The sequence below is a fragment of the Paenibacillus sp. RC84 genome, from assembly GCF_041260495.1.
GTDB lineage: Bacteria > Bacillota > Bacilli > Paenibacillales > NBRC-103111 > Paenibacillus_F.
This window is the reverse complement of sequence record NZ_JBGBYL010000004.1, coordinates 275,901-299,022: the sequence shown is the minus strand read 5'-3', so window position 1 is coordinate 299,022 and position 23,122 is coordinate 275,901. Positions and strand designations below refer to the sequence as shown.

At 55.0% G+C, this 23,122-nt stretch carries 24 protein-coding genes; 6 read left to right on the top strand and 18 right to left on the bottom strand.

What is annotated here, in order from left to right:
• Positions 1-107: 107 nt before the first annotated feature.
• Positions 108-1,892 carry an RNA polymerase sigma factor gene (locus ABH899_RS11615; protein ID WP_369996258.1) on the bottom strand — a complete coding sequence of 595 codons (1,785 nt, stop codon included), beginning with the start codon at positions 1,890-1,892 and terminating at the stop codon, positions 108-110.
• A gap of 230 nt (positions 1,893-2,122) precedes the next feature.
• Between ABH899_RS11615 and ABH899_RS11610 the strand changes: the two genes are divergently transcribed.
• Entirely contained in the window at positions 2,123-2,527 is a 405-nt protein-coding gene (locus ABH899_RS11610) for a hypothetical protein (RefSeq protein ID WP_369996257.1), read from the top strand.
• A gap of 30 nt (positions 2,528-2,557) precedes the next feature.
• On the opposite strand, the gene def is transcribed toward ABH899_RS11610, so the two are convergent.
• Both def and ABH899_RS11600 read right to left on the bottom strand, forming a co-directional pair.
• Complete coding sequence (gene def, locus ABH899_RS11605) at positions 2,558-3,076, bottom strand: peptide deformylase (RefSeq protein ID WP_369996255.1); 519 nt, start codon at positions 3,074-3,076, stop codon at positions 2,558-2,560.
• A 30-nt stretch (positions 3,077-3,106) separates the two neighbouring features.
• Entirely contained in the window at positions 3,107-3,346 is a 240-nt protein-coding gene (locus tag ABH899_RS11600; RefSeq protein ID WP_042226250.1) for a helix-turn-helix domain-containing protein, read from the bottom strand.
• Between the two features lie 267 nt (positions 3,347-3,613).
• On the opposite strand from ABH899_RS11600, the gene ABH899_RS11595 reads away from it, so the two are divergent.
• Positions 3,614-5,428 (top strand): ABC transporter substrate-binding protein, encoded by a 1,815-nt coding sequence (locus tag ABH899_RS11595; protein WP_369996254.1) that lies wholly within the window; start codon positions 3,614-3,616, stop codon positions 5,426-5,428.
• Between the two features lie 91 nt (positions 5,429-5,519).
• Here ABH899_RS11595 and ABH899_RS11590 read toward each other — a convergent pair whose 3' ends face one another.
• Entirely contained in the window at positions 5,520-5,738 is a 219-nt protein-coding gene (locus tag ABH899_RS11590; RefSeq protein ID WP_369996253.1) for a hypothetical protein, read from the bottom strand.
• 164 nt (positions 5,739-5,902) lie between these two features.
• On the opposite strand from ABH899_RS11590, the gene ABH899_RS11585 reads away from it, so the two are divergent.
• The 3 genes from ABH899_RS11585 (at position 5,903) to ABH899_RS11575 (ending at position 7,137) form a co-directional block, all read left to right on the top strand.
• The gene (locus ABH899_RS11585; protein WP_218230248.1) at positions 5,903-6,265 is read left to right on the top strand and encodes a sigma-70 family RNA polymerase sigma factor; all 363 of its coding nucleotides are present in this window, start codon (positions 5,903-5,905) and stop codon (positions 6,263-6,265) included.
• Complete coding sequence (locus ABH899_RS11580; protein WP_369996251.1) at positions 6,202-6,456, top strand: helix-turn-helix domain-containing protein; 255 nt, start codon at positions 6,202-6,204, stop codon at positions 6,454-6,456. Before ABH899_RS11585 ends, ABH899_RS11580 begins: the two co-directional genes overlap by 64 nt.
• 207 nt (positions 6,457-6,663) lie before the next feature.
• Entirely contained in the window at positions 6,664-7,137 is a 474-nt protein-coding gene (locus ABH899_RS11575) for a L,D-transpeptidase family protein (protein ID WP_009673902.1), read from the top strand.
• Between the two features lie 49 nt (positions 7,138-7,186).
• Here ABH899_RS11575 and ABH899_RS11570 read toward each other — a convergent pair whose 3' ends face one another.
• From ABH899_RS11570 to ABH899_RS11545, 6 genes are all read right to left on the bottom strand, one after another.
• A complete protein-coding gene (locus ABH899_RS11570) occupies positions 7,187-8,296 on the bottom strand; it encodes a quinone-dependent dihydroorotate dehydrogenase (protein ID WP_218230247.1) in 1,110 nt (369 codons plus the stop codon).
• 73 nt (positions 8,297-8,369) lie between these two features.
• Positions 8,370-9,020, bottom strand: coding sequence for an orotate phosphoribosyltransferase (gene pyrE, locus ABH899_RS11565; protein WP_369996249.1), 651 nt, complete (start codon positions 9,018-9,020; stop codon positions 8,370-8,372).
• A gap of 68 nt (positions 9,021-9,088) precedes the next feature.
• The gene (locus ABH899_RS11560) at positions 9,089-10,105 is read right to left on the bottom strand and encodes a PLP-dependent cysteine synthase family protein (protein ID WP_369996496.1); all 1,017 of its coding nucleotides are present in this window, start codon (positions 10,103-10,105) and stop codon (positions 9,089-9,091) included.
• 4 nt (positions 10,106-10,109) lie between these two features.
• Complete coding sequence (locus tag ABH899_RS11555) at positions 10,110-11,309, bottom strand: M24 family metallopeptidase (RefSeq protein WP_369996248.1); 1,200 nt, start codon at positions 11,307-11,309, stop codon at positions 10,110-10,112.
• Positions 11,310-11,312: 3 nt separating this feature from the next.
• Positions 11,313-11,717: an NUDIX hydrolase gene (locus ABH899_RS11550; RefSeq protein WP_369996247.1), complete on the bottom strand. Its 405-nt coding sequence runs from the start codon at positions 11,715-11,717 to the stop codon at positions 11,313-11,315.
• A complete protein-coding gene (locus tag ABH899_RS11545) occupies positions 11,698-13,152 on the bottom strand; it encodes a 4-hydroxyphenylacetate 3-hydroxylase family protein (protein WP_369996245.1) in 1,455 nt (484 codons plus the stop codon). Before ABH899_RS11545 ends, ABH899_RS11550 begins: the two co-directional genes overlap by 20 nt.
• A gap of 262 nt (positions 13,153-13,414) precedes the next feature.
• Here ABH899_RS11545 and greA point away from each other — a divergent pair, with 262 nt between their 5' ends.
• Positions 13,415-13,888 carry a transcription elongation factor GreA gene (gene greA, locus ABH899_RS11540; protein WP_009673590.1) on the top strand — a complete coding sequence of 158 codons (474 nt, stop codon included), beginning with the start codon at positions 13,415-13,417 and terminating at the stop codon, positions 13,886-13,888.
• A 204-nt stretch (positions 13,889-14,092) separates the two neighbouring features.
• Here the strand turns inward: greA and ABH899_RS11535 are convergent, their stop codons facing one another.
• The 8 genes from ABH899_RS11535 to ABH899_RS11500 all read right to left on the bottom strand — a co-directional run bounded on the left by ABH899_RS11535 (position 14,093) and on the right by ABH899_RS11500 (position 23,048).
• On the bottom strand, positions 14,093-14,995 hold the full coding sequence (locus ABH899_RS11535) for an alpha/beta hydrolase (RefSeq protein WP_369996244.1): 903 nt from the start codon (positions 14,993-14,995) through the stop codon (positions 14,093-14,095).
• A gap of 1 nt (position 14,996) precedes the next feature.
• Positions 14,997-15,851, bottom strand: coding sequence for an ABC transporter ATP-binding protein (locus tag ABH899_RS11530; protein ID WP_369996243.1), 855 nt, complete (start codon positions 15,849-15,851; stop codon positions 14,997-14,999).
• A 15-nt stretch (positions 15,852-15,866) separates the two neighbouring features.
• Complete coding sequence (locus ABH899_RS11525) at positions 15,867-16,889, bottom strand: FecCD family ABC transporter permease (protein WP_369996241.1); 1,023 nt, start codon at positions 16,887-16,889, stop codon at positions 15,867-15,869.
• Positions 16,882-17,889: a FecCD family ABC transporter permease gene (locus tag ABH899_RS11520; RefSeq protein WP_369996240.1), complete on the bottom strand. Its 1,008-nt coding sequence runs from the start codon at positions 17,887-17,889 to the stop codon at positions 16,882-16,884. The genes ABH899_RS11525 and ABH899_RS11520 overlap by 8 nt, the downstream gene beginning before the upstream one ends.
• A gap of 27 nt (positions 17,890-17,916) precedes the next feature.
• Positions 17,917-18,897: an ABC transporter substrate-binding protein gene (locus ABH899_RS11515; protein WP_369996238.1), complete on the bottom strand. Its 981-nt coding sequence runs from the start codon at positions 18,895-18,897 to the stop codon at positions 17,917-17,919.
• A gap of 6 nt (positions 18,898-18,903) precedes the next feature.
• On the bottom strand, positions 18,904-19,704 hold the full coding sequence (locus tag ABH899_RS11510; protein WP_369996237.1) for an alpha/beta hydrolase: 801 nt from the start codon (positions 19,702-19,704) through the stop codon (positions 18,904-18,906).
• A 169-nt stretch (positions 19,705-19,873) separates the two neighbouring features.
• Positions 19,874-21,508 (bottom strand): ABC transporter substrate-binding protein, encoded by a 1,635-nt coding sequence (locus tag ABH899_RS11505; protein ID WP_369996236.1) that lies wholly within the window; start codon positions 21,506-21,508, stop codon positions 19,874-19,876.
• A 346-nt stretch (positions 21,509-21,854) separates the two neighbouring features.
• Positions 21,855-23,048, bottom strand: coding sequence for an MFS transporter (locus tag ABH899_RS11500; protein WP_369996234.1), 1,194 nt, complete (start codon positions 23,046-23,048; stop codon positions 21,855-21,857).
• Between the last annotated feature and the right edge of the window lie 74 nt (positions 23,049-23,122).

Sequence of the window (23,122 nt, the reverse complement as noted above, 5' to 3'; positions counted from 1 at the left end):
ACACAATACTTTCCTCACTTAAACCCTCTTTTTGTCATGCGGCATCCTAAACAAAAAACCGCCGGATGTCCGGCGGCCTTTCCTGTTCTAATCAAGAGAGCTTTCCATCAACGCAGCAGATCCGACAGCTCGCGGAGATAGCCGACTGCTGTCTGTTCGCGTTCTTTAATGAGTTCCAACAGTGAAACCGCTTTGGCGGAAGCATCCGATTCGTTAGGATCGCCGCCCTGCGGAAACGGGAACAGCTCTCTCAGAACGGAGAAATGCTCCAGCGCTTCCTTGTATTCCCGAGCCGCTTTTTGCGCGAGGACAGGAACATCCGCAGAACTCGCCGCAGTTTCTCCGGCTAGAGGCCACTGCTCCGCCGCTTCGTTCAGAAACCGGACGGCATGAATCCGCGCGTCTCTTACGACCGCGATGTTGTAAGCATTTCCATTGGGTTCGATTTCTCCTCCCCGGAAAGCTCCGATCCAGGCATCGTACGCCGCCAGCCCTTTTACCGAACCGGTACAATCATCCCGTTCTCTGCCGTCGTAATGGTCTACGATCATGTTCATCGCCCGGCCGAGCCGCTGCTTGAAGGTCGCCCCGGTGGAATCGGCGAGTGCCAGCACGAAAATCTCCTCTTTCACGCTGCGCCCCAAATTTTCGTAATCCAGCGTATCTTTCTTTCCGCATTCATACGCATGAAGCGAATGCCGCTCGTCGTCGTATCCGTAGATAAGCCCGAATTCGGGCAGGAACAAGTCCCAAGCCAGCACGGGTATGCCCCTGTCGAGGGAACGGTGGATCAAGTCGAGAGCTTCGGGCAGCGCCTGGTTGATGCCGCGTTTGCTCATCGCTTCTTTGCCCAAAAGTGCCGGGTCAAGAAGATTCGCATTCGTTCCGAGCGTCCCGCTCATCCCGTCCACATAAGACGATTGATAGCCGATGTTCTCCAATCCCCTGGAAAGGACATCCCCAAAGCTGTAGGCGGTCGGGCCCGCAATATGAACGCTGGACGGCACGATGTTGAGCCGGAACGCATGCCCGGTAAGCCCCATAACCATCGAATGGGACAGCGTCTCGCCCGCGGCTTTCAGCATCGCATACAGGGCATCCGCCGCCGTGGTCCAGCTCTGAGCCTCCGTGAAACTTTCATGATCAGGTACCATAACCGTTTTCATATCTCCCATATCCTTTCTCGTTCTCATATAGGAGCCAACCGTTATGCGGATTCTTTCCTGCATCACTTTTTTCCGGGAACGGCTGATAATCTGGTACACATTCGCGGAGGAGAGCTCGAACAGCCCGGCGATTTCCTGCGGAGAGAGCTGGTCAAAGAAATGCGACTCGAAAATACGCCGTTCCCGCGGCTTTAAACAGCCGATGATCCCGGTCAGTATTTCCAGCGTTTCCTTCTGCATATACGCCTCTTCCGGGGTGAGCTGCGCATCCGCTTTACCGGCGGCCGTACGGCCGAGCCGGTCCAGAATGCGGTCCAGGTCGCCCCACTCCCGCGATTCTTCGCCCGGACTCTTCAACGTCGGGGCAAGCTGCGAGAAAGCGCGTTCGCGGACGGATGTGTTTTTCAGCCGGGTGAACGCCTGATTGCGCACAATCCGGTGTACCCAGGGCAGGAACTTATCGGCCTCGACCAGTTTGCCCAGATGCAGAAAAGCTTTCACCAGCGCATCCTGGACAATGTCCTCCGCCAGAAAAGATTCCCGGGTAATCGCCCGCGCATACCCGTACATGCGGGACCGGTGCCGCCGGACCAGTTCTCCGAACGCCTCCCGCTCCCCTTCCTGTGCCCGCTGCACCAGATTGTTGTCATCCATCTGTTCCCAGTTTTTTAAATCCGTTGTGGAGTGATTCAAGATAAGCACCTCGCAAAAAAGTTGACCTGTCATACAGACTCGGGAAAGGCGCTTTTTCTGACAAAAATGACGGAAGATCCGATTTTTTATTCGGTCTGAACCTCATCAATCGATGGACAGGGCCGATCCGGCAAGGATAAACTAGTTCAAAGAGCCGCAGCATTTATCGGTTTTGCGCTTACAGACATAAATATCCGGGTTAAAAAGGAAAGAGAGCTTGCGCCGATACGTTTGAACGGTACTTTGTATAAAGGAGGGGTCTCGTGAAGAAGAAATCGGCTTTGCTGCTAATGCTTCATCCTCTGCTGACCAGTCTCATTCTGTCTTTGCTTACGGCCGCCGTCTCCTTCGGTCTGGAGGGATTCGAGCCGACGGTCGAGCCCGGCGGTTCATCCGCCACAATTTTCACGGCGACGGTTCTTTTTGTCGCGCTTCTTTTCTTGTTTCCTTTATTTCTTGCCGTTTTCGGTCTTCCTACTGTCCTGTTTCACCTGTTTTCGGTCAGGCTCCCGATCCGGCTTCTTCTGTATCTGATCATCGGCTACTTGTGTATGAGAACTATTCCTTATTCCGCCCGGTATAACGGTCTTTTTCTTGCGGCCGGATTCCTGTATGCCGTTCTCGATGCCGCCTTTTTCTTTCTCCCAAAAAAGCAGCCCCGAACCTGAATTCCCGGCTGCTTATCCGGGCAGCGCTGCTTAAAACTTCCGGTTCGTCTGACGGATAACCTCGGCAAGATCCGCGGGCTGTCCCGACTGTTCCTGATAAAAACCGTTCCGGACAACACGGTCCACGAAAAGAATGCCGTTCAAGTGGTCCATCTCGTGCTGAATGCAGCGCGCCAGGTAGCCTTCCCCTTCCAGCTCACTCGTGTTGCCGCTCCGGTCGAGCGTCGTAATCTTCACATATTCCGCTCTCTTCACGATTCCCGCGTAGCCCGGATAAGACAAACACGCCTCAGGGCCGGTCTGTTCTCCGCGCATGTCGACGATTTCGGGGTTAATCAGCTCGATAAGGCCCTCTCCGCAGTTCATGACAATGACACGGCGCAGAATGCCCATCTGAGGAGCGGCCAAGCCCGCCCGCCCTTCCTCGGCGTACAGCGTATCCGTCATATCATCCAGCAATTTGATCACTCTCGCGTTAACTTCCGAAACGGGTTTCGCTTCTTTCCTTAGAATGGGATCTCCGAAAGGAAGGATCGTTTTCACGGCCATGGGCTTCATCTCCTTCTGAATACTGCCTGCTTATGCGCCTTTTCTGCCGGACGGCTTGTGGACCCACAAATCTCCCGGCGTACAATCGAGCGCGGTACACAAGGCGTCAAGCGTGTCCGCTTTCATCTGCTTGGGCGATTCATTCAGAAGGGCGGAGATAGAAGGAGCCGACAAGTCGTAACCGGCCTTTTCTTTCAGAAGGCGCGCAAGCGCCGCACCGGTCCACAGCCCTCTTTCCGCCATGATTTTCCGTAACATCCAGATCAGCAGAACACTCACCCCCAGCATATATTAGGCTATACCTTAATTTTTTAGGTATTACCTAATATATCATATGCAGGTTTTCGTGAGAAGACGACGTTTTTCGTCTTTCCGGCTTATAACTTCTACCATTCCGGAATCCGACTTCCGGACCAACCGGGCTGCGTAATCCTCATGGCTTTCTTCTCTCTCGTTTGTGTATAATGAAGTGCAAAAGGAGAACAAACGGGACGAGGATCTATGACGATTTTCACCTTTGTATAAAAGGAGTTCGCCATGAACATAACCGAACATTTTCTGCGCTTCTATCCGCTGCTGGCCGAAGCGGAGATGTCCGAAGACGGATCGTTTCCCGTTACCATCGGGCGGCTGGCGGATCTGCTGTGCTGTTCTTCGCGCAATGTGAAATTTATCCTCAGAAAGCTGGAGGACGAGCAGTACATACGCTGGCAGCCCGGGAGGGGACGCGGGAACTCTTCCCGCCTGACGCTGCTGAAAGAACCGGAAGACGCTGTCTTCCCCCTATTCCGGGAGCTGATGCACAAAGGCAAGCTGAAAGAAGCGATCGACCTTCTGTCGATGGAAGCGCTGCCTGTTTCTCTGAAACACCGGCTGAGAACGATGCTGGACTCGCACCTCGGCTTTCAGGTCGAAGAAAGCGGCGGGGTCCTTCTCGATGTGCTCAGGGTTACGCATAACAAGCGGTTGGAGACCCACGATCCCGCTTATATTTTCACCGCATTCGAGTCCTATCTGATCAGTCAGGTATGCAGCCGACTGATTTCGTACGACCCCGCCGAAGGCCGGTTCGTCCCCGGCCTGGCCCATGCCTGGCAGAGCAGCGACCACTGCACGCGCTGGACCTTTTTCCTGCGCAAGGGAGTCCGCTTTCATCACGGCCGCCGCCTGACGGTTCAGGACGTGCTGTTCACCGTGCGGAGACTGAAGCGGCTGCCCCATTCGGCATGGCTGTGCGAAGATATCGGTGAAATCGAGACGGACGGCGAGTATGCGTTGACCTTTAAGCTGAGCCGCAGCAGCCTTTTCTTCCCCCATATCCTGAGCTCCGTTCAGTTTTCGATTCTACCCGGCGATCTCGATCCCGCCTCTCATAGGCTGACGGGAACGGGTCCGTTCCGGATTGCCGAACAAAGCGAACGGCTGCTTGTGCTGAGTGCGTTCGACGCTTACTACGGGCACCGTCCTCTTCTGGACCGTGTGGAGCTGCTGCTGCTGCCGGAAGATACGTCCAACGAGCGGCGCTATCAGATCAGCGGGAACGAGAACGATTCCGTGACCGCCCTCGGTGCGGAATCCGGGCAGACCGAGCTCAAAGTCAATGTAATCAATCCGGTAGCCGGTTCCCGCTACCTGCTGTTCAATTTCCGAAAGCCCGGCATCCATCATAACGCCGATTTCCGCAAAGCGATGAGGATGATTCTCGACCGGGCCGCGATGGTGGCGGAGCTGAAGGGCAACCGGATCGCTCCGGCGGACAGTTTCCTCCAAAGCGAGAGCGAGGGAGCCTCCTTCGAGGCTGCGCCAATCCAAGAAGCCGTCCGGTTGCTTCGGAAGTCCGGCTACCGGGGCGAGCCGCTCAAGCTCTTTTTTATGAACAAAAAAGAAGAAGAGGAAGAAGCCCGCTGGCTCCGGGACCGCTGCGCGCAGGCGGGGCTCCCGCTCACCCTGCAGCAGATGAAAAGTTACGAGCGCAGCCGGGTAGCCGCCGAAGCGGACCTGCTTGCGGCGGAAGAAGTGCTGGAGGACGACCTTGAATGGGGCTTGATCAGCTACTACAAGAACCGCTCCAACTACCTCCATCACTTGCTCACCGAGGAGCAGCTCGGCCTCTTGGACCGCATTCTGGACGGTTTCGCCGGATTTCCCGAACCTTCCAGGATGAAGCTGCTCCGGGAAGCCGAGCGGACTTTGAAAGACAACGACTGGCTGCTCTTCGGCTGCCATGTGATCAAAAAAGTCCATCTGCACGACTCTTTGCAAGGCAGGCAGATGGATTCGTTCGGGCTTATCGACATCTCGAGGGTGTGGATTCAATCTCCTTCTGCGCAGAAAGCTGTCTGGCCTTTATGACGACCGGCATATGAACAAAAAAAGAAACCCGCTGTCTTATCGGACAGCGGGTTCCCGGCATTCGGATGAGCCCCTCAGGGCTCATCTTTTTTTACGGCTGCGTGCCGTTCTTGTCCTCTTTGCCGCGTCCCCGGTCGGCCCGGGCATCGATTTCTTTAATCAGCCGGCACAATTTGTTCAGCGAACTGTCCAGCTTATCCAGCTTTTCGCCCATCGTCTGCAGCACGTAACGGAGCAGAACGAAGCAGAGCGTAACCGGAAAGCCGACATTGGCAACCAGGGATACCAGATTCTCGATATTCAGATCCATCCTTTTCTCCCTCCTTTCGGTCTCATTTTATAGGTAAAAAACGTGTCTTTTTTACAACAAATCAGGTATAATAAAGAGAGAAAACAAGAACATATGTTCTAAATTCGGTTGTAAAAAACCGGCTGGAATTACCCTATTAGATAAAGACGAAGGGGTGATTTTTTATGTCTCAGCAGTCTACTTTGGTGGAGAAATACAGAAAGGAAGTGTACCGGATCGGCTGGCGCATCCAGTATAAAGCCCGCGTCATCAGCAACCGCGAATATTCGGTTTCGGACAACGCCTACTCGTTTACGGCCGGGGGCTTTACCGAAAGCTCCGACAGCAGGCTGGACGTGCTCGCCTTGATCCAATCCCTCCCTTCCGGGACGGGCCGAATCGTCCTCCACGAGCTGTTCATTCAGGATAAGACGGAAGCGCAGGTCGCTAAGGATCTCAATATGACTCAACAGGCGGTGAACAAATGGAAAAGGAAAATGCTCCGCTTCCTATCTCAGACGAAGAATTCCTCCATCTCGTCCGGCTAAGCAAGGACGGAGATCCCGAAGCCATGCTCCGGCTGCTGCAAGTTTTCGAAGACGATATTCTGAAAATCAGCCGTTACATCCGGATGTCGCGCGAAGATGCCGTCCAAAGCATCGTGACGGACTTTATCGCGCTGGTCAAACAAAGCGATGACGTTTCTCCTACTTCTGGCAAAAACTCGGACAAGACCTGAACGAAAGCGCCATTCCGGCGTGCGGCTAAGTTTCAGAAAAATCTCCTTTCCGAAGGAGATTTTTTTAGTTCCGGTTGTTAAATCGGCTCCCCCTTTACCTACATAGATGAGAGGGAAAACGAGGCGGCGGAAAACGGAGGAGGAGTCCTTCCTTCCCGCTGCGGCTCCATCGGATTCTCGTCTACATTCTATTTGGAGGCTGATCGTATGAGTTACCATATTATTGCCAATTTCTCTGCCAACCGCGACAACAAAGGAACCTTGAAAATGTACGACGGAAGCGGAGCGCTTGTCTTCGGTCCGGTCGAAGCGCTGGGACGCGGATCGAACGATCCCGCCAACAACAACAATCACGCCAACTGGAAAATGACGAATGCCGATACGCCTACCGGCGAATATGCCGCTTCCGTTATCGGCGCCGGTACGCCTACGTCCTCGTACGGCCCGTACAGCCGGGTCAATCTCGATCCGACGAGCGGCAACGCGCTTATCGCCGAGAATAACGGCCGATCCGGGTTTATGATCCACGGCGGCGATGCTTCCACGGACTCTTCCGCTTCGTGGTACCCGCTCAGACCGACTTACGGCTGTATCCGTCTTTCCAACAGCAACCAGAATGCGCTGATCAACAAAATCAAATCCGTCGGCGGCAGCGGCAAGCTGACGGTCAACAACATCTGACGGCAAAAAAAGGCGGGGAGCATTCCCCGCCTTTTTGCCTTGTTTCCAGTCATGCGCCGCTGCCGGCCGCATGATCCGCCCCGACCGCTTCGGACAGGCTGGCAAACCCGTCCCGCTTCAGTAAATCGAGCAGCTCGCTGCTGCACGCCCGGTTGATCCCGGGTCCTTTATAAATAAAGGACGTGTAAATTTCAACGAGCGAGGCGCCCGCACGGATTTTCTCGTACACATCCCGGGCCGTGAAGATGCCGCCCGACCCGATGATTTTCAGCGTGCCGCCGCTCTGCTTATAAATACTGCGGATGATTTCCGTCGATCTCCGGTGCAGCGGTTTCCCGCTGAGTCCGCCGGTTTGCTCCCGGTGAGGATGAATCAGCCCGCTCCGGGTCACGGTCGTATTCGCCGCTATGACGCCCGGGATACCGTGCTTCATGATTTTGCCGATCATGTTTTCCAGCTCGCCGCCGCCCATGTCCGGCGCTATTTTGACAAAGACGGGCTTGTCCCTCCGGTGACGGGCATTCAGCCTCTCCGCCTCCGCCGTAATGCGGATCAGCAGTTCATCAAGCTCGCTCCCGTGCTGAAGCTTCCGGAGGTCGGGCGTGTTGGGCGAACTGATATTGATGATAAAAAAGTCTGCGTACGGATACAAGGAACGGAGGCACTTCGTATAGTCTTCATGCGCTTTCTCATTGGGCGTCTGTTTGTTTTTGCCGATGTTGATGCCCAATGGGATTTTGAGAGCGTTGCAGCTCTCCAGCCTTTCCTTCATGGCTTGAATGCCCCCGTTGTTAAACCCCATCCGGTTAATGAGGGCCTCATCGTCCGGCAGGCGAAACAGGCGCGGACGGTCGTTACCCGCTTGACCGATAGGCGTGACGCTGCCCACCTCCAAAAACCCGAACCCCATCGAAGAAAGCGCGGGCACGGCCCGGGCGTCTTTGTCCAAACCCGCAGCAAGGCCGATGGGACTGGGAAAGCGGATTCCCAGCAGTTCGCTGGCCAGACCGGGCTCCTCCCTGACCCCGTACAGCTTCTCAATCAGATACAGAAGCCCGGGCTGCCGCTGGATTCTCTGCAAATTCCGCAGGACGAAATCGTGAGCTTCCTCAGGTTCCATTCTAAAGAGCATTGGCTTCACCAAGGCTTCATAAATCAACTGACTTCCTCCCCTTTTCAGACAAAACCGGGAAGCCGGACCTGACCGTGCAAGCGGGCTTCCCTTGTAACGTTCAGACGGTGCCGTGCAGTTGCAGGTAAGTTCCGATCCTGTCGAGCAGATCCTCCCTGCTCCCCTCTGTCCGCATGTAAGCCACAATATCCCGGATGCTCGCTACGGAATAGATGTTGACATCGTAGGTCAAGGCCGCTTCCTCCAGTGCGGACAGGCGGCCCTCCTGGCCTTTCTCCTCCCGGTCCAGCGCGACTAGGAAAGCCGCAAGCCGTCCGCCCTCGCGTTCGATTAATTCCTTGGTATCCTTGATGGTCCTGCCCGAGGTCAGCACATCGTCTACCGCCAGCACGTTTTTGCCCGCGATGCCGGAGCCGATGATATTGCCGCCTTCCCCGTACGCCTTCGGCTCTTTGCGGTTGAAAGCGAAATTCGCGTTGATTCCGTATCCGCTAAACAAAGCGAGCGCAGTCGTCAGCGAGATCGGAATTCCTTTGTAAGCCGGTCCGAAAATCACGTCATACTCGATTTGTTCGCGCACAATCGTCGAGGCGTAAAACGAACCCAGGGCCGTTAATTTTCTGGAATCGTCGAACGACCCGAAATTAAAGAAATACGGACTGACCCGCTTCGATTTTAAAATAAATTCACCGAACCGGATGATGCCTTCGTCCACGACGAATTTGGAAAACGCTTCTCTCGTAGGGTCCATTCTTTGTCCTCCGTTCTTTCTAAGAATCGCGCCTGGCAGTCTTGCGCACAATTAGGTTCCTCACACACTCAGGTTAAAGTCTCCTGCTTGAGTAAATTCGTAAACGCCTTGTGCTCCAGCCTCTCCTCCAATTCCCCTCTGCCGAGCAGCTTGATTTCTTTGGCGGTCAGCCACTCGTCGTCGTAGATCTGATCGAGGTAATTCGTTCCCGCGTCGGGAATGATCGCCAGTGCGGAGGAGGCGTCGCTGTGCTGGAGCCAGGCCAGCGCGGTAAACACGGTCAGCCCGCCCGATCCGCCCATCAGAATGCCGTGATCGCGGGCCAGCAGCCTGCAGACGGAGATGGCTTCCTGATCGCTTGATATGCTGACCGCATCAAGCACGGACGTGTCCGTGTTCGCGCTTCTCCAGCTGAGGCCGACTCCGTTGATCAAATAGGGTGCAAACGGTTGGCCGAATACGGCGGAGCCCGCCACGTCGCAGGCAACCACGTGCAGATGCGGCTTGTGCTTTTTCACATATTTTCCGATGCCGCAGAGATGGCCGCCCGTACTGACGGCGCCGACGATCGAATCAACGGGCAGATCCGCAATCTCTCTCGCCGTCGTCTCCGCGTGATAGGCCGGATTGGACGGGTTGTCGTACTGATTGGACCAGAAGGCGCCGGGATACTTGTCCAGCAGCTGCCGGACGCGGTTGAGCCGGGCCCTCTGAAATCCGCCTTCCGGCGCGGGCGTCGTGACCATGTCGACCTCAGCTCCGTAAGCCTGGTACCATTTCAGCAGGCTGGCGCTCACTTTCGGATCGACTACGATAATGACTTTAAACCCGTACACCGCCCCCAGCATCGCCAGGGATTTGCCGAGATTGCCGGATGTGGACTCGATCAGGATGGAGCCTGGCCGGATTTTGCCTTCCGCCATAGCCGCTTTGACCAGTCCCAGCGCCGTTCTGTCCTTTATGCTGAAGTTCGGATTAAAATAATCGAGCTTGAGATACAGCTTTTTGCCTAACGGTACAAGCTCATCATTCAGCGAGACGACCGGCGTGTTGCCAATGCACTCCGTAATATCGGTATGAATCATCATTTCACCCCACGATTTTGATTAGACTGGTATCCGCTTTGGTCAGACGTATGCTCTCATCCCGGGTTACAAGAACCGGATCTTCGACATGCAGCGCACCCAGGCCAAATTCGTAATACGGCGTTTCAACAGAAAGAATCATTCCCTCCTCAATCACATCTGCGCTGCCCGGCGCCAGAATCGGCAGCTCGTACGGCTCCAGGCCGATTCCATGACCGACGTGATGCCTTCTGTATGCGGGAAACCCCGCTTCGTGAACCGCGTCCATCGTAAGCTGAAAAACGTCGCTGCCCGTCATCCCCGGTCTCACCTGCCGGATGGCCTCCTGCTGCCCTTTATACAGAGCATCATACTTTGTATACTCGGGTTTAAGAGTCCGATAGGCGAATACCCTCGCGATATCGGCCCAATAACCGTCGCAGACGATATCGCAGTCGAACCAGAGCAGGTCCCCCGGCATCAGCCGGATGTCACGGCTCGGCCGGCGCTGCCCGCCTACCGCGTGCCTGCCTGCTTTAATCATGGGCAGGACGGCAAGACCGCCCCGTGCGGCGACGGAGGTTGAAAAAACGGCCGCGATTTCATGCTCCGTAATGCCTTCGCGAAGCTCCCCGATGACCTGACCGATCGCATAGTCGATGCAGTCGGCCGAATACGCGAGGGCGTCGGCTTCCGCCTGCGTCTTCACGGCCCTTACCTGCCGGAGCAGGGCTGCGCCTTCGACGAATTCCCCCTGCGGATGCCTGTCGCGGATCGCACCGAATGCGGCGGCCGTAATTCCGTCTTCGTCCAGCGCCACCCGTTCGGCGGTAAGGTTCAGACGGGCGAGAAGAACCGCCAGCGCTTCCTCGGGACCGGCCTGACTTTTGTGCACGTCCGACAAATATTTCAGACGCTCTTCCTCTACAGGCAGGGAGCCTCCGTCCGGATGTTCGCGGTAGAACGTGCCGTACGTTACGACCTGCCCGATGCTTGAGCGGGCGTCGAGAATTTGATCGATTTCGCCTACGGAGTGCACGACGTGCACCTCTTCCGGCGAATCCGCCGTCACAATCGCATAGCATTGCCCCCGGTACGGATTCAGCGTTTTCACTACCGGCTCGAAACCGGTCAGATAACGGATATTTTCTTTGGTTGTCGATATGATTGCCGCCAGATTATGTTCGTTCAGCTTCGCTTGAAGCCTCTGCGCATTGTACAGCATAACTCACCTCGTATCGGATTCGGTTTCGTTCTTGATCGCCCGGACCAGGTCCACTACGGCGGGAGCCAGCAGCTCATGCCGGTCCATCTCGATCCAGCCGGCTTCACTGATCTCGGAGCACGGGGCGATTTGCCCGTTCCAGTCCGCTTCATAGCAGACGAGTTCGACCTGCGCGTCCTCCTTGTAGGCGGCGCCGATCACCGTTCTCAAATACGTGATGCTTTCGGGGAGAAGGTCCAGGTTCAGCTCTTCCTTCAGCTCTCTTTTCAGTGCGGCCTCGGGGTCTTCGCCTTCCTCGATTTTTCCGCCGGGCAGGTACCACCGCTCGTTGTCTCTTACCCGGACAAGCAGCAGCCTGGTTCCGTCCCGCTTCACGAGACAAGCGCATCTAATCCGCTTTGTTTGCACGAGCCAGCACCCTGTCGACCATCGACAGCATTCCGCTTTTGTCGTAATGAAGATAATGGCCGGCCGCAATTCTCATGGGGTCCCCCGCATGGAAAAACTCGTACACCAGCTGACGCTGACCGAACCCGTCCCCGGAGGCATCCCAGGCCAGATTCAGGAGCTTCGAGCGGGTCGCGGCGTCCGTCTCTCCCGTAGACAGCGAGACGCCCAGTCCGCTGAGCTCCTCAGCCAGAAAGTCTTCGTAATGAGGGGTCGACAGCATAGAGCCCGCCGCTAGAGATTGGATCGTTTTCACCATTTTTTCGTACATTTTGGGGAAATTGTAACGGATCGCTTGTATGGCGTTAATGCTCGGCGTTTGTACACCCTCGTGGCTCACGGCGGAGTCGGCTTCGCTTAACAATATGCTCGCCCTCAGAAGCTCGACGTAGGAGGTCATCTCCCCCAGCTTCTCCTGAATGTTCACGAACCCGTCCAGTTTGAGCATCCCGGCAAGTTTGACGGCTATTCCCGTCAGAAGCTCCGCCTTGGACAGGCCGCGTACAATCCCCTGATGGCCCGTATGATTCCGCGCGAAGGTTTTGTCGTAGAACAGGTTCGATTTCGCTACGTCTTTAAACACAAACACTTTATTCCAAGGGATAAATACTTCGTCCAGGATCAGGTACGCGTCGATTTCGTCGAAAGAGTTGGCCAGCGGGTGGTCGAAAGCGTGGTAAGCCGATTTGACAAGCGGTTTGCGGCAGATGATTTTGACTCCGGGATAATCGACCGGCAGTGCGAAAGCCACGCCGTAGTCCTCATCCCCCGGCTTTAACCCCGGCATGTTAAAAATAAGCAGCTCGTCCGCGATCGGCGCAAGCGTGACGATCATTTTGGCGCCGGTGACGGTAATTCCCTCTTTGTCGTGCCGGATCACCTTAACGCCGGCATATTCGTTGACCTGGGAACCGAGAGGCAGCGAGCGGTCGATTTGCGGATTGATCGCGCCGTGGCCGACGAAATAATTGTTCGTCTTGACGTGACGATAGTATGCGTTCATATTTGCGGAAAAATCGGTGTACGCATTCTCTCCCAACAGCTTGCTGTGGGCATGAAGCGTGGCAAGGGCCGCGTTGATAAAATCCGGCGTTCTGCCAAGCATGCCGTAAGACAGATCCGCGACTTCCTTGTAAGACTTTCCTTTTCTCCGCAAGTCTTCTACGGTTAAAGGTACGAGCAGGCTGATCGGAGCATCGAGTCCTTCCTCGTCCTGAAAACAGTGAATCTCGGGCTTCTCCTCCTGCAAATCGTAGTAACGGCCCATGCACGCGATGGCTCCCGTAAATGCGGGCTCCGTACGTACATCGACTTTTGCTCCGTTGACATACACGGTATTCCGGTCCTTCAGTCTCTCCAGGTACTGATCGGCGGCCGATTTTGCGGTAACTACCATCTGGAATGCCTCACTCCTGTCTGCTCGTCACAAAATGACAATTTTTGTTTAATGAAACAAATACAAATACATTTTGACAATTTTTACTATATTCAAGGTTACCATGCCGCCTTCTTCTTTTTCAATAGAATTTATGCAATTTTTACCAAAATAAAAAGAAGATGACTTTTTCCGGCTTGAGGTTCGCATGATCGCTTCATATAGTGTACAATGCAAGAAACACCTGTTATCAAAAGTTTGGGTACCATTAGGAGATGTTTACATGGCAGAAGAACAAGTGATCTTAACCCCCGAAGGGCTGGCTCAGCTGGAGCAGGAGCTGGAAGAGCTCAAAACCGTGAAGCGCAAAGAGCTGGCCGACCGCCTCAAAACCGCAATCAGCTACGGGGATTTAAAAGAAAACAGCGAATACCACTCCGCGAAAGACGATCAGGCCTTTATGGAAACCCGGATTATCACGATTGAGCGGATGCTGAAAAAAGCCCGTGTTTCCGACAATACCGATACGTCTACCGTTAAAGTAGGCTCTATTGTCGTGCTGAACGATATCGAATTTTCCGAAAAAGTGGAGTACCGGATCGTCGGCCCGGCCGAAGCGGATGTAGCCGACAACAAAATTTCTTACGAAAGCCCGCTGGGGGTTTCCCTGATGGGGAAATCGGTCGGCAGTATTATCAGCGTGGATGCTCCGGTAGGAGTCATCAAATACGAACTTCTCGAAATCAGAGCGAAATAATGGCCCTTTGCCGGCAAAAAGGGGGCTGCCCGCCGAGTCATCTCAAATGACTTGGCGGGCAGCCCCCTTTAACTATATTCCGGTCCGTCTCAGCCCGAATGCAGCCGTTGCCGTTGCCCCGGACGTGGCCTGACATGAATCGTGCCGGACATCGATGAACTGGACGGCACCGGACCGCTGCGGCGGACGGTCGCGCAAAATCCGCTACACTTGCCGGTCAGCGGGTTCGGGACGAAGCGCGAACCGCACGGCGCGGCTGATTAACGGCGGCAGCACGGAGACGTGCCCCTCTCCCTCAAACTCCTTAAACTCGGTCACCATGCCGTATTCGCTTAATGCCGAAAGGCGCTCGCAAAGCTCGGACGCATTCTCTCCGCCGCCGGTATGATGCGACTTTTCCAGTTCCCCGATGGCAAGGAACAGCTTTATATCCGCAGCTCCCTCCGTCGACTGTCCGCCAGAGGCTGACAGCTTGGACGCGAAAGCCCGCTCCTCTTCGAGCAGCACCCGCTTGTTCCAGTGGATGGAGGGGCTGCCCGCTACATAACATTGGAACGCTTCCGGCTTGGCGTACAGCATGTGCAGCACAAAAAGTCCGCCCAGCGAATGGCCGAAGATCGTCTGCCTCCTGCGGTCGATAGGGTACGTCTCTTCGATCCGCGGCTTCAGCTCGTCTTCGATGAACGCCATGAAAGCTTCGGCTCCCCCGTGCTCGGGCCGCTCCCCCGCTCGAAGCTTGAAGGGCAGTTCCTCCAGACGGATTTCACGCGTGAAATCGTAATGCCGCGCGGGATGAAACGGTCCGTCCGTCGGATAGCCGATACCGACCACGATAGCGGGAATAACGCCGGTTCTCTCCGGCGCCCGGGACTGGACGCGGACCGCTTCCACCATCGTGCCGAAGACGGAATTGGCGTCCAGCACGTACACCACGGGGAATCCGGATGCAGGCGCTTCCCCCTCGGGGACGGCGATGAAAATCCGGTATTCCCGGTTTTCCGCGCGCGACCGCATGGTGCGCTGCTCGGACCGCGGCATCGTCACACGCTCCAAGACTCCGGCTGCCGCCCCTCCGGTTTCTGCATACTCTCGGTTGACTGTACTCAATCTATCTCACTCCTTCGCCTACCGCTTCTTTTTGCGGTTCCGTGCTGCCTGCGGCCGAAGCCGCCTTATTGCGCAAATAGCTTTCATAACCGTAGCAGACGGGCGCCCCGTTCTCCGGGTCCAGCATAATCCGGGCATCGATGTGGAACACCTGATTCAGCACTTCCCTGGTGATGATTTCATGGGGATGCCCGGCCGCGATAATTTGCCCGCTCTTCATAGCGACAATCCGATGGGAAAACCGAGCCGCATGGTTGATGTCGTGAAGCACCATGACGATCGTCTGCTTCCGCTCCATATTCATTTTCTCTACGATCTGGAGAACTTCCAACTGGTGGGCCATGTCCAGGAAGGTCGTCGGCTCGTCGAGCAGCAGCACTTCCGTATCCTGGGCGAAAGCCATCGCCAGCCATACCTTCTGCCTCTGTCCGCCCGACAGGCTTCCGATCTCACGATCCCGGAAGGACGCCACATTCGTGACTGTGAGCGCCCACTCGATCACTTCCTTATCCTGAGGAGACAGCCTGTTGAGGTTTTTGCGGTGCGGATAGCGTCCGTACGAAACGAGTTCCTCCACTTTAAGCTCCGGAGGGGCGACTGGATTCTGCGGCAGGAGCGCGATATGCTGCGCAATCTTCCGGGTCGGGATCGCATTCAAATTCTGTCCGCGGAAAAAAACGTTCCCGTTCTTCTGCTTCAGAATGCGTCCGATCGTTTTAAGCAGCGTCGATTTACCGCAGCCGTTCGGCCCGATGATGGTGGTGACCTCCCCTTCCTTCACCTCAAAATTGAGATCACGGAATACGCTGTTCTTTTCATAACACGTTTCCAGATTCTCCACACGTATGATACTCAAGGACGAACACTCCCTCTATGCTTTGGCCTTAAACAGCAGGTAGATAAAATACGGAACGCCTATGATCGAGATCATGACACCTACAGGCAGCTCGACCGGCATAAATACCGTTTTGGCGATAAAATCCGATCCGATGACGAGCAGCATTCCGATAACCGCACTGACCGGCAGAACACGGTTATGATGAACGCCGACCAGACGTTTGGCGATATGCGGCGACATCAGCCCGATAAAGCCGATCCCCCCGGACACGGAAACGCACGCGCTTACAAGCCCGATGCTGCCCAGCAGAAGAATCCCATTCTGCCTTTCCACATTTACCCCCAGACTTTTCACGCTGCTCTCTTCGAGCTGGAAAAGATCCAGGGTGTACGCGCTTCTGCGTATAAGCGGGATCAGGATAAGCAGCCAAGGCAAAATGGAAACGACATATTTCCAGTTGGCGTTGTAAATGCTGCCCGATGTCCAGACGGCGGCCATTTCGAAATCCTTGGCATCCATCTTGAGCGTCAGGAACAAAGCCAGAGCGCTGAATCCGGCTCCGATTGCGATTCCCGTTAAAATCAGGCGCTGGGAATCGATCCGTCCGTTTTTCCAGGAAAACAGGTAGATGAGAACGGCGGACGCGAGCCCGCCGACCAGTCCGAACAGAGGCATCGTCATAATCCCCCACCAGCCCGTACCGTGCAGCTTGCCCTGGAAGAAAAACATGAAGATAACGATGGCTGCCCCGGCGCCGGCGTTGATGCCGAGAATGCCCGGGTCCGCCAGCCCGTTGCGGGTAATTCCCTGAATAACGGTTCCCGCAATGCCGAGTCCCATGCCGACCAGTCCCGCAATCACGATTCGCGGCAAGCGGAATTCGAGAATGACGAGATCGTTCTCGGGACTCGGATCGATCCGGAGGAGCGTATTCACCACGTCCCCGACCGTGATATCGAATGAGCCGTTGGTCAAGCTTGTATAAGCGGCGATCGCGATAAGTCCTATGCCGGTAAGAAGGACCAGCATATAGCGGCTGAACGATTGTTTAGGCATGCTTTTCCCCGCCTCTCGTCCTCGCCAGATACAGGAAAAACGGCACGCCGATAATAGCGGTCACGACACCGATCGGCATTTCGTACGGATAATTCAGGAAGCGGCTGAGAACGTCCGCCAAGGCCAGGAAAATGCCTCCCAGCACGCCGGCGCACGGAATCACCCATTTGTAGTCGATTCCGATCAGGAAGCGGGTAATATGGGGAATAATCAGTCCCACAAATCCGATTTTGCCGGCCAGAGCTACCGAGATCCCCGTCAGAATAACGACCGCGCCCATCGCGACAATCTTGACCAGCAGCGTTCTCTGTCCCAGGTTAATGGCGACTTCTTCTCCCAGCGAGAGAATCGTGATCGATTTCGCGATCCGGAAGGCCGCGATAAGACCGATAACCGCAAAAGGAATGCACAGCAGTATCAGCTTGGGCTCCAGTTGATGAAGTCTCGCGTTGTACCAGAAGCTTATGTTCTGCGATTTCTGAAAATACATGGAAAGAGCCGCCGAAACACTGCTGAGAAATGTGCCGATGACTGTGCCGACGATCGCCATCCGCACAGGCGTCAGTCCGTTCGGGAGCAGCGAGGCGAGCCCGAATACAATGCCGACCCCGAGCGCGGAGCCGATCAAGGAATAGAAGATCATATCCAATGAAGACGAATTGGGCAGAAATATCATGCAAAGCGTAATGACAAACGCCGAGCCGTCGGTCACCCCCATGATGGAAGGGGATGCAAGGTAATTCCTTGTCATCCCCTGCATGAGCGCGCCCGATATGGCAAGGAACGCTCCGATTAGAAGCGCCCCCACTACTCTCGGCAAACGGGAGGTCCGGATGATCTGATGATCGACATTACCCGGATCGAAATGGAACAGGGCGTCCATGACCGTTTGCAGATGAATTTGTTTGGCCCCGTACAGAATGGACAGCACTATGATGAACACGATGATCACAGGTGAAGCCCATAAGATCCATTGAGGTTTTGCCAGACTTCTTTTCATATCGGATTACTCGTTTCGGTTTAAAATTTAGTTGGTCAGCTTCGGAAGAGCGGCCTCAAGGAACTTGATCTTACTGTACGACGTTCCTCCCTGCGCCAGCGGGTCTACGACGTTGACGTACATTTTTTTGTTTTTCACTGCGTTGATACTTTGCCAGATCGGATTCTTCTCCAGGTCTTCCAGCGCTTTCGGCTGCTCTTTATTCTCGTCTTCCGAAAATTGGACGAACATATAGTCCGGATTGATTTCAGACAATTTTTCCATCGAAATCAATTGCTGCGCCTTGGCCTGCTTCACTTCTTCGGGTGCGGTGAGGCCCAGATCGCCGTACAGGGATGAATTGAAGAACACGCCTTCCGGATAAATGGCGATGCTGCCCGCACGCACCCGAATCGCCAGCACTTTTTTGTCTTTCAGCGACGTGCCGAGTTTTTCTTTCGCGGCGGCGGCTTCTTTTTTATATTTCTCGATCACTTCTTTAGCCTTGTCCTGATGACCGGTCAGTTCCGCCAGCACGTTCAGATTGGCTTCCCAATCGGTCGAAACGTGGGAGATCGGAAGCGTGACTTTAACCTTGTTCATCTTTTCCATCATTTCCGGCGGAAATTTGGTGGAACCGAGAATGACATCCGGTTTCAGTTTGAGAATCGTCTCCAGATTCGGCTGCGTTTTCTCGCCCACGGATTCCGCCTTGTCCGTAATGCTTTTGAACAGCTCGGGGAATTTGCCGCCGACCGAATTTGCGCCGACCGGTTTCACGCCGAGCACGAGTGCGTCTTCCATCGATTCGAAGGAGCCGGCCACTACGATGCGTTCCGCTTTGGACGGTACGGTATATTCCTTGCCGAGGTAAGTGATTTTACGCGTATCGTTCGTACCCGCCGCTGTCGGGGCCGGGCTTTTCGCCGCTTCCGCGCCGCCTGTCTTTGCCGCCTCTTTTTGCGCTCCGCATGCGGAAGATAATAGTGTTACGGCAACCAGACCGGCTGCCACCCATGTTTTTTTCATTTTTCTCTAACCCCTCTCCGTATCCGGAAAAAATGTGTTTGTATCCATACCGAAAATCCACTTCAATGCTTCGGGAAACTGTTCCACGAATACGGGAACTTGATGCTGCCCGCCTTCGCCGATAACGAGGCGCAGCTTGGCGCCGTTAAAACCGGAGTCCGCAAGCAGCGTGTAAGCCTGCCGGGTTCTGGCCATCATGGCACTCTGAATCGTCTTCTTGCCGACGCCTTCCTGATCTCCCACATACATGTAAAACCTCTGTCCCTCGTCGGCAAGCTTATGCCCCCGCATATACTCGGTGATGCCTTCATACCAGAAGGACCCCGAGATGCTGCCAATTCTCCCGAAAACCGAAGGATGCTCGAACGCCGCAAACATCGAGATCAGACCGCCGAGCGAAGCACCGATCATCCCCGTTCCGGCAGGTCCCGCCAACGTCTCGTAGCGGCCGTCGATATAAGGCTTAAGCTCATGAACGACGAGATCCAGGTATTTTTTGCCGTAGCCGCCGAAATCTTGTACGGATTCCACCAGAGCCTTCGCCGGCCAAGGCGTATATTCATCCAGCCGCTCATCCGGCTCCAAACCGACGAGAATCAGTTCCGGCAGCTTCTTCTCCCGGAAAAGCTCTTCCATACGGGTAACCGCCTGGTTGGTGACCGAATCCATATAATCGGACGGATCGTTGACATAGACGACCGGGTAACGCTTGTCTGCCAAGCCGTAGGACGGCGGCGTATAAACGGTCAGCGTCCTGCCTTGAAAGACTTGCTGCTCCAGACTTCCTCTTTCTCTAATGCTTTCCATGCCATTCCCCCGACGCTCTCTTTGTAAAAGCTGAGAATCATTATCACTTAATAACAAAAAAAAGAGGGAGGTTCTTTTTTGAATATTTGTATTGATAACAATTCTCAATTGAAATTATAACCCACGTTTCTTTACCGGGACATGGACAATACACGGAATTCAAACTGGACTATTTCCGCAAAAAGAGCTTTTCCACTTCACTCAAAATACGCTCGTGCCCGGAAGCCGAGTATTCCCGCCAAGGGTCGGAGGGGATTTCGTAAACCCGGTTCTGCCGCACCGCGTGGAGATCCCGCCAAAGAGCCGTCGCCTGCAGATCTTGCCATCGCCGGAGCGTCTCCGTTTCCTGGCAAACGTTGACGAGGATATGGTCCGCGTCCAGCTCCGCCAACTGCTCCGGGAGAATCTTCACATTGATTTTGTCCCGGGTGTAGTTAAAGGCCGGCTTCATACCCAGCTCGTGAAAAAACACGTCTCCCATGCTGCGGGTTCCGCATACCCGGATCTCCTGCTTATGTAAGCTGATCAGCAAAAATGTTTCTTCTCCCGTCCGTTTACGCAGTCTGCCGCGGAGCGACTCCACGCGGCGGTCGTATTTACCGAGCCATGTCTCGGCTTCGGCCGTCCGGTCCAGATGGGCGGCGATAAGCAGCAGCTGCTCCCGCCAATCCGCCGGGCGATCGGGAATATACAGCACTTTTCCCGCCTGCTCGAGGCGCTCTTTTTCTCCCGGATTGAGGGTATCCATCGAAAGGATAAGGTCCGGCTTCGTTTCCCGCAGCTTCTCGATGTTGTGCTCCCAGTCTTCGCTGTACCGGTAGGCGCTGAGATGAACGGGAATATCGGAACGGTAATTCTCGTAATAGTGCCCGGTCCATTTGGGATGAAGGGGCGCCGCATACGGGAGATGATGAATGGCCAACAATTGGCCGATCAGATGCGAATGATGGACCGCGATTTTTTTTCGCCGGTTCTTCATATAAACCGTGGGCGAGACGCCCACTTCCTGCTTGAACTTCCGGCTGAAGTAAAATTCATCCTGATAGCCCACTACGTGAGCGATGTCCTTGAGGCGGGATTGGGATAACGCCATTAACTGCTTGGCGCGGTTAACCCGCTGCTCGGTCAAGTAGTCGATTACGCTGAGGCCGTACGTTTTTTTAAACAAATCCCCATAGTATTTCGGAGACACTTCGGCCATCCGTGCGAGCTCGTCAATCGTGATATTGGTCTGGTAGTGATTTTCGATATAGTGCCGGGTGCGTTCCAAAGCGCTTCGGGCATCCAGGGGGGATTCGTCCCGCATATGGGCGGAAATCGAATGGATCAATTCAAGAAAAGCCGCCTGGGCTCTCAGCCGGTCGAAAGGATCGGCACTGTGCCAGTAGGTAGAAAGCGCCTCGCTCAGCACGGAAAAATGCGAAAGAGAATGAACGGGCAGCACCTGCGGTTCGTTCCACGTTCCCTTCCGGCATCCTTCACCCGTCTCGTCCTCATAAAAAAGGTCGAATCCGACCCATGTCAGCTCCAGACCGCCTGACTCCGTCTTCATTCCGATTACCTCGCCGGGCAAGCAGACATGTATGTTCTCTGCTTCCAGGCGGCTAAGACTGCCGTCCCGCTTCAAAGCTCCTTCGCCGGCCGTAACGACGATCAGCACATGCTGATCGATGAGCCGGTAATCCATTTCCCAGCCGTCCCCGGCCTTGATGGCTTCAACATGACGTACTTTATAGGAAACGTCCGTAACGGCTGCCGATAAAGCCGGACGTATTTTTTCATTGTCGGTTAAAGAGTCACTCAACCGTTTCCCCTCCCATTCTGTTGGATATTGTTCTGTTCCCGAGTCTGCCCGGATAAATATACCGAGATACAGGTTTATGATAATGATTCTCAATATCATTCGATTATAGCAGATGTCCCGGCCTTTGAGAATCCGAATAAAAAAAAAGACCGCACAGGTCTGTGCGGTCTTCCATTGTTCCGGCGGTACCGGCCGGTATGCGGCTTTAACCTTGTGAAGCTTCCCAAGTTCGGTCTCCTCGCAAAATGTTTCATATGCGCGAACATCCCGCCTCGTTAGAGAACCGTATGACTGGCGGTCTCAAAGCCTGTTTTGCTTCTCTACGGGCTAGTACCGCCCGGTGAGATCAGGCCGTTTTTCTGTCCAATGCGAACACCCAGAGCGCGAGCACCATGCCGATCAGGGACAAAACCGCGCCGGCCCAAGGAAGCGTCGATAAACCGGCTTGGTTAATGACCATGCCGCCGAGGAAAGCTCCTCCGGCATTACCGAGATTCAAGGCCGAATGATTGGACGTTGAAGCAAGGGCGGGGGCATCTTTGGCCAGCGTCATAATCTTGACCTGAAGGCCGGGCAGCACTCCGAAAGCGGCGACGCCCCATATAAAAATCGTCACTACAGCCGCAGCGGGCAGATTAACCGTGTAGGCAAAAACCGCCAAAATAAGCGCCAGTACGGCGAAACTGCCGATCATCACCGGCATCAGCTTCCAGTCCGCCAGCTTTCCGCCCAGAATATTGCCGAAGGTAACGCCGAAGCCGAATAAAACGAGAATCCACGTCACACTGTGCTCCGCATAACCGGTCACCTGCTCCAGGAGCGGGGCGATATAAGTGAACACGGTGAACAGGCTGCTGCAGCCGATAGCTCCCGTAAGAAGAACAAGCAGCAGTCTCGGCTGCGCCAGCGCCCGGATCTGCCGGGCCAGGCTGGATGATTCCTCCCGCGGAATGACCGGAATCAGGGCCAGGATTCCGATGAGCGAAATAACGCCCATCACGGCCACTGCCCCGAACGATGCCCGCCAGCCCAGATTCTGGCCGATAAACGTGCCGAACGGAACGCCGATGATATTGGCGATTGTGAGTCCCGCCATCATAATGGAGACAGCCGCAGCCCTGCGATGCGGCTTCACCAGATTGGCGGCGATAACCGAGCCGACGCCGAAAAAAGTGCCGTGCGCCAGCGCGGTCAACAGCCTCGCTCCCATCAGCAGGCCGTAATTCGGGGCGATGGCAGCTACCATGTTGCCGAGGATAAACAGCACCATCAGCAGGCAGAGCAGCATTTTCTGCGGCAGACGGTGTGTAGCGACCGCCAGCAGCGGGGCCCCGACCGCTACTCCGAGCGCATAACCCGTAATCAGTTGTCCCGCATGCGGGATGGAGACATGAAGATCCCCTGCCACATTGGGCAGCAGCCCCATAATGACAAATTCGGTCATTCCGATGGCAAAGGCGCCGCACGTTAAGGAAATGAGCGCGAGCGGGAACCGGTCCTTGGCCGTTACCGTTTCACCCGCAAGTTGTGCATGATTCATGATGTCCGGTTGATCCCCTTTCCGCTATTCGATAAGACAATGATCTATGTTAGCACGCTTATTGAATAAACTCC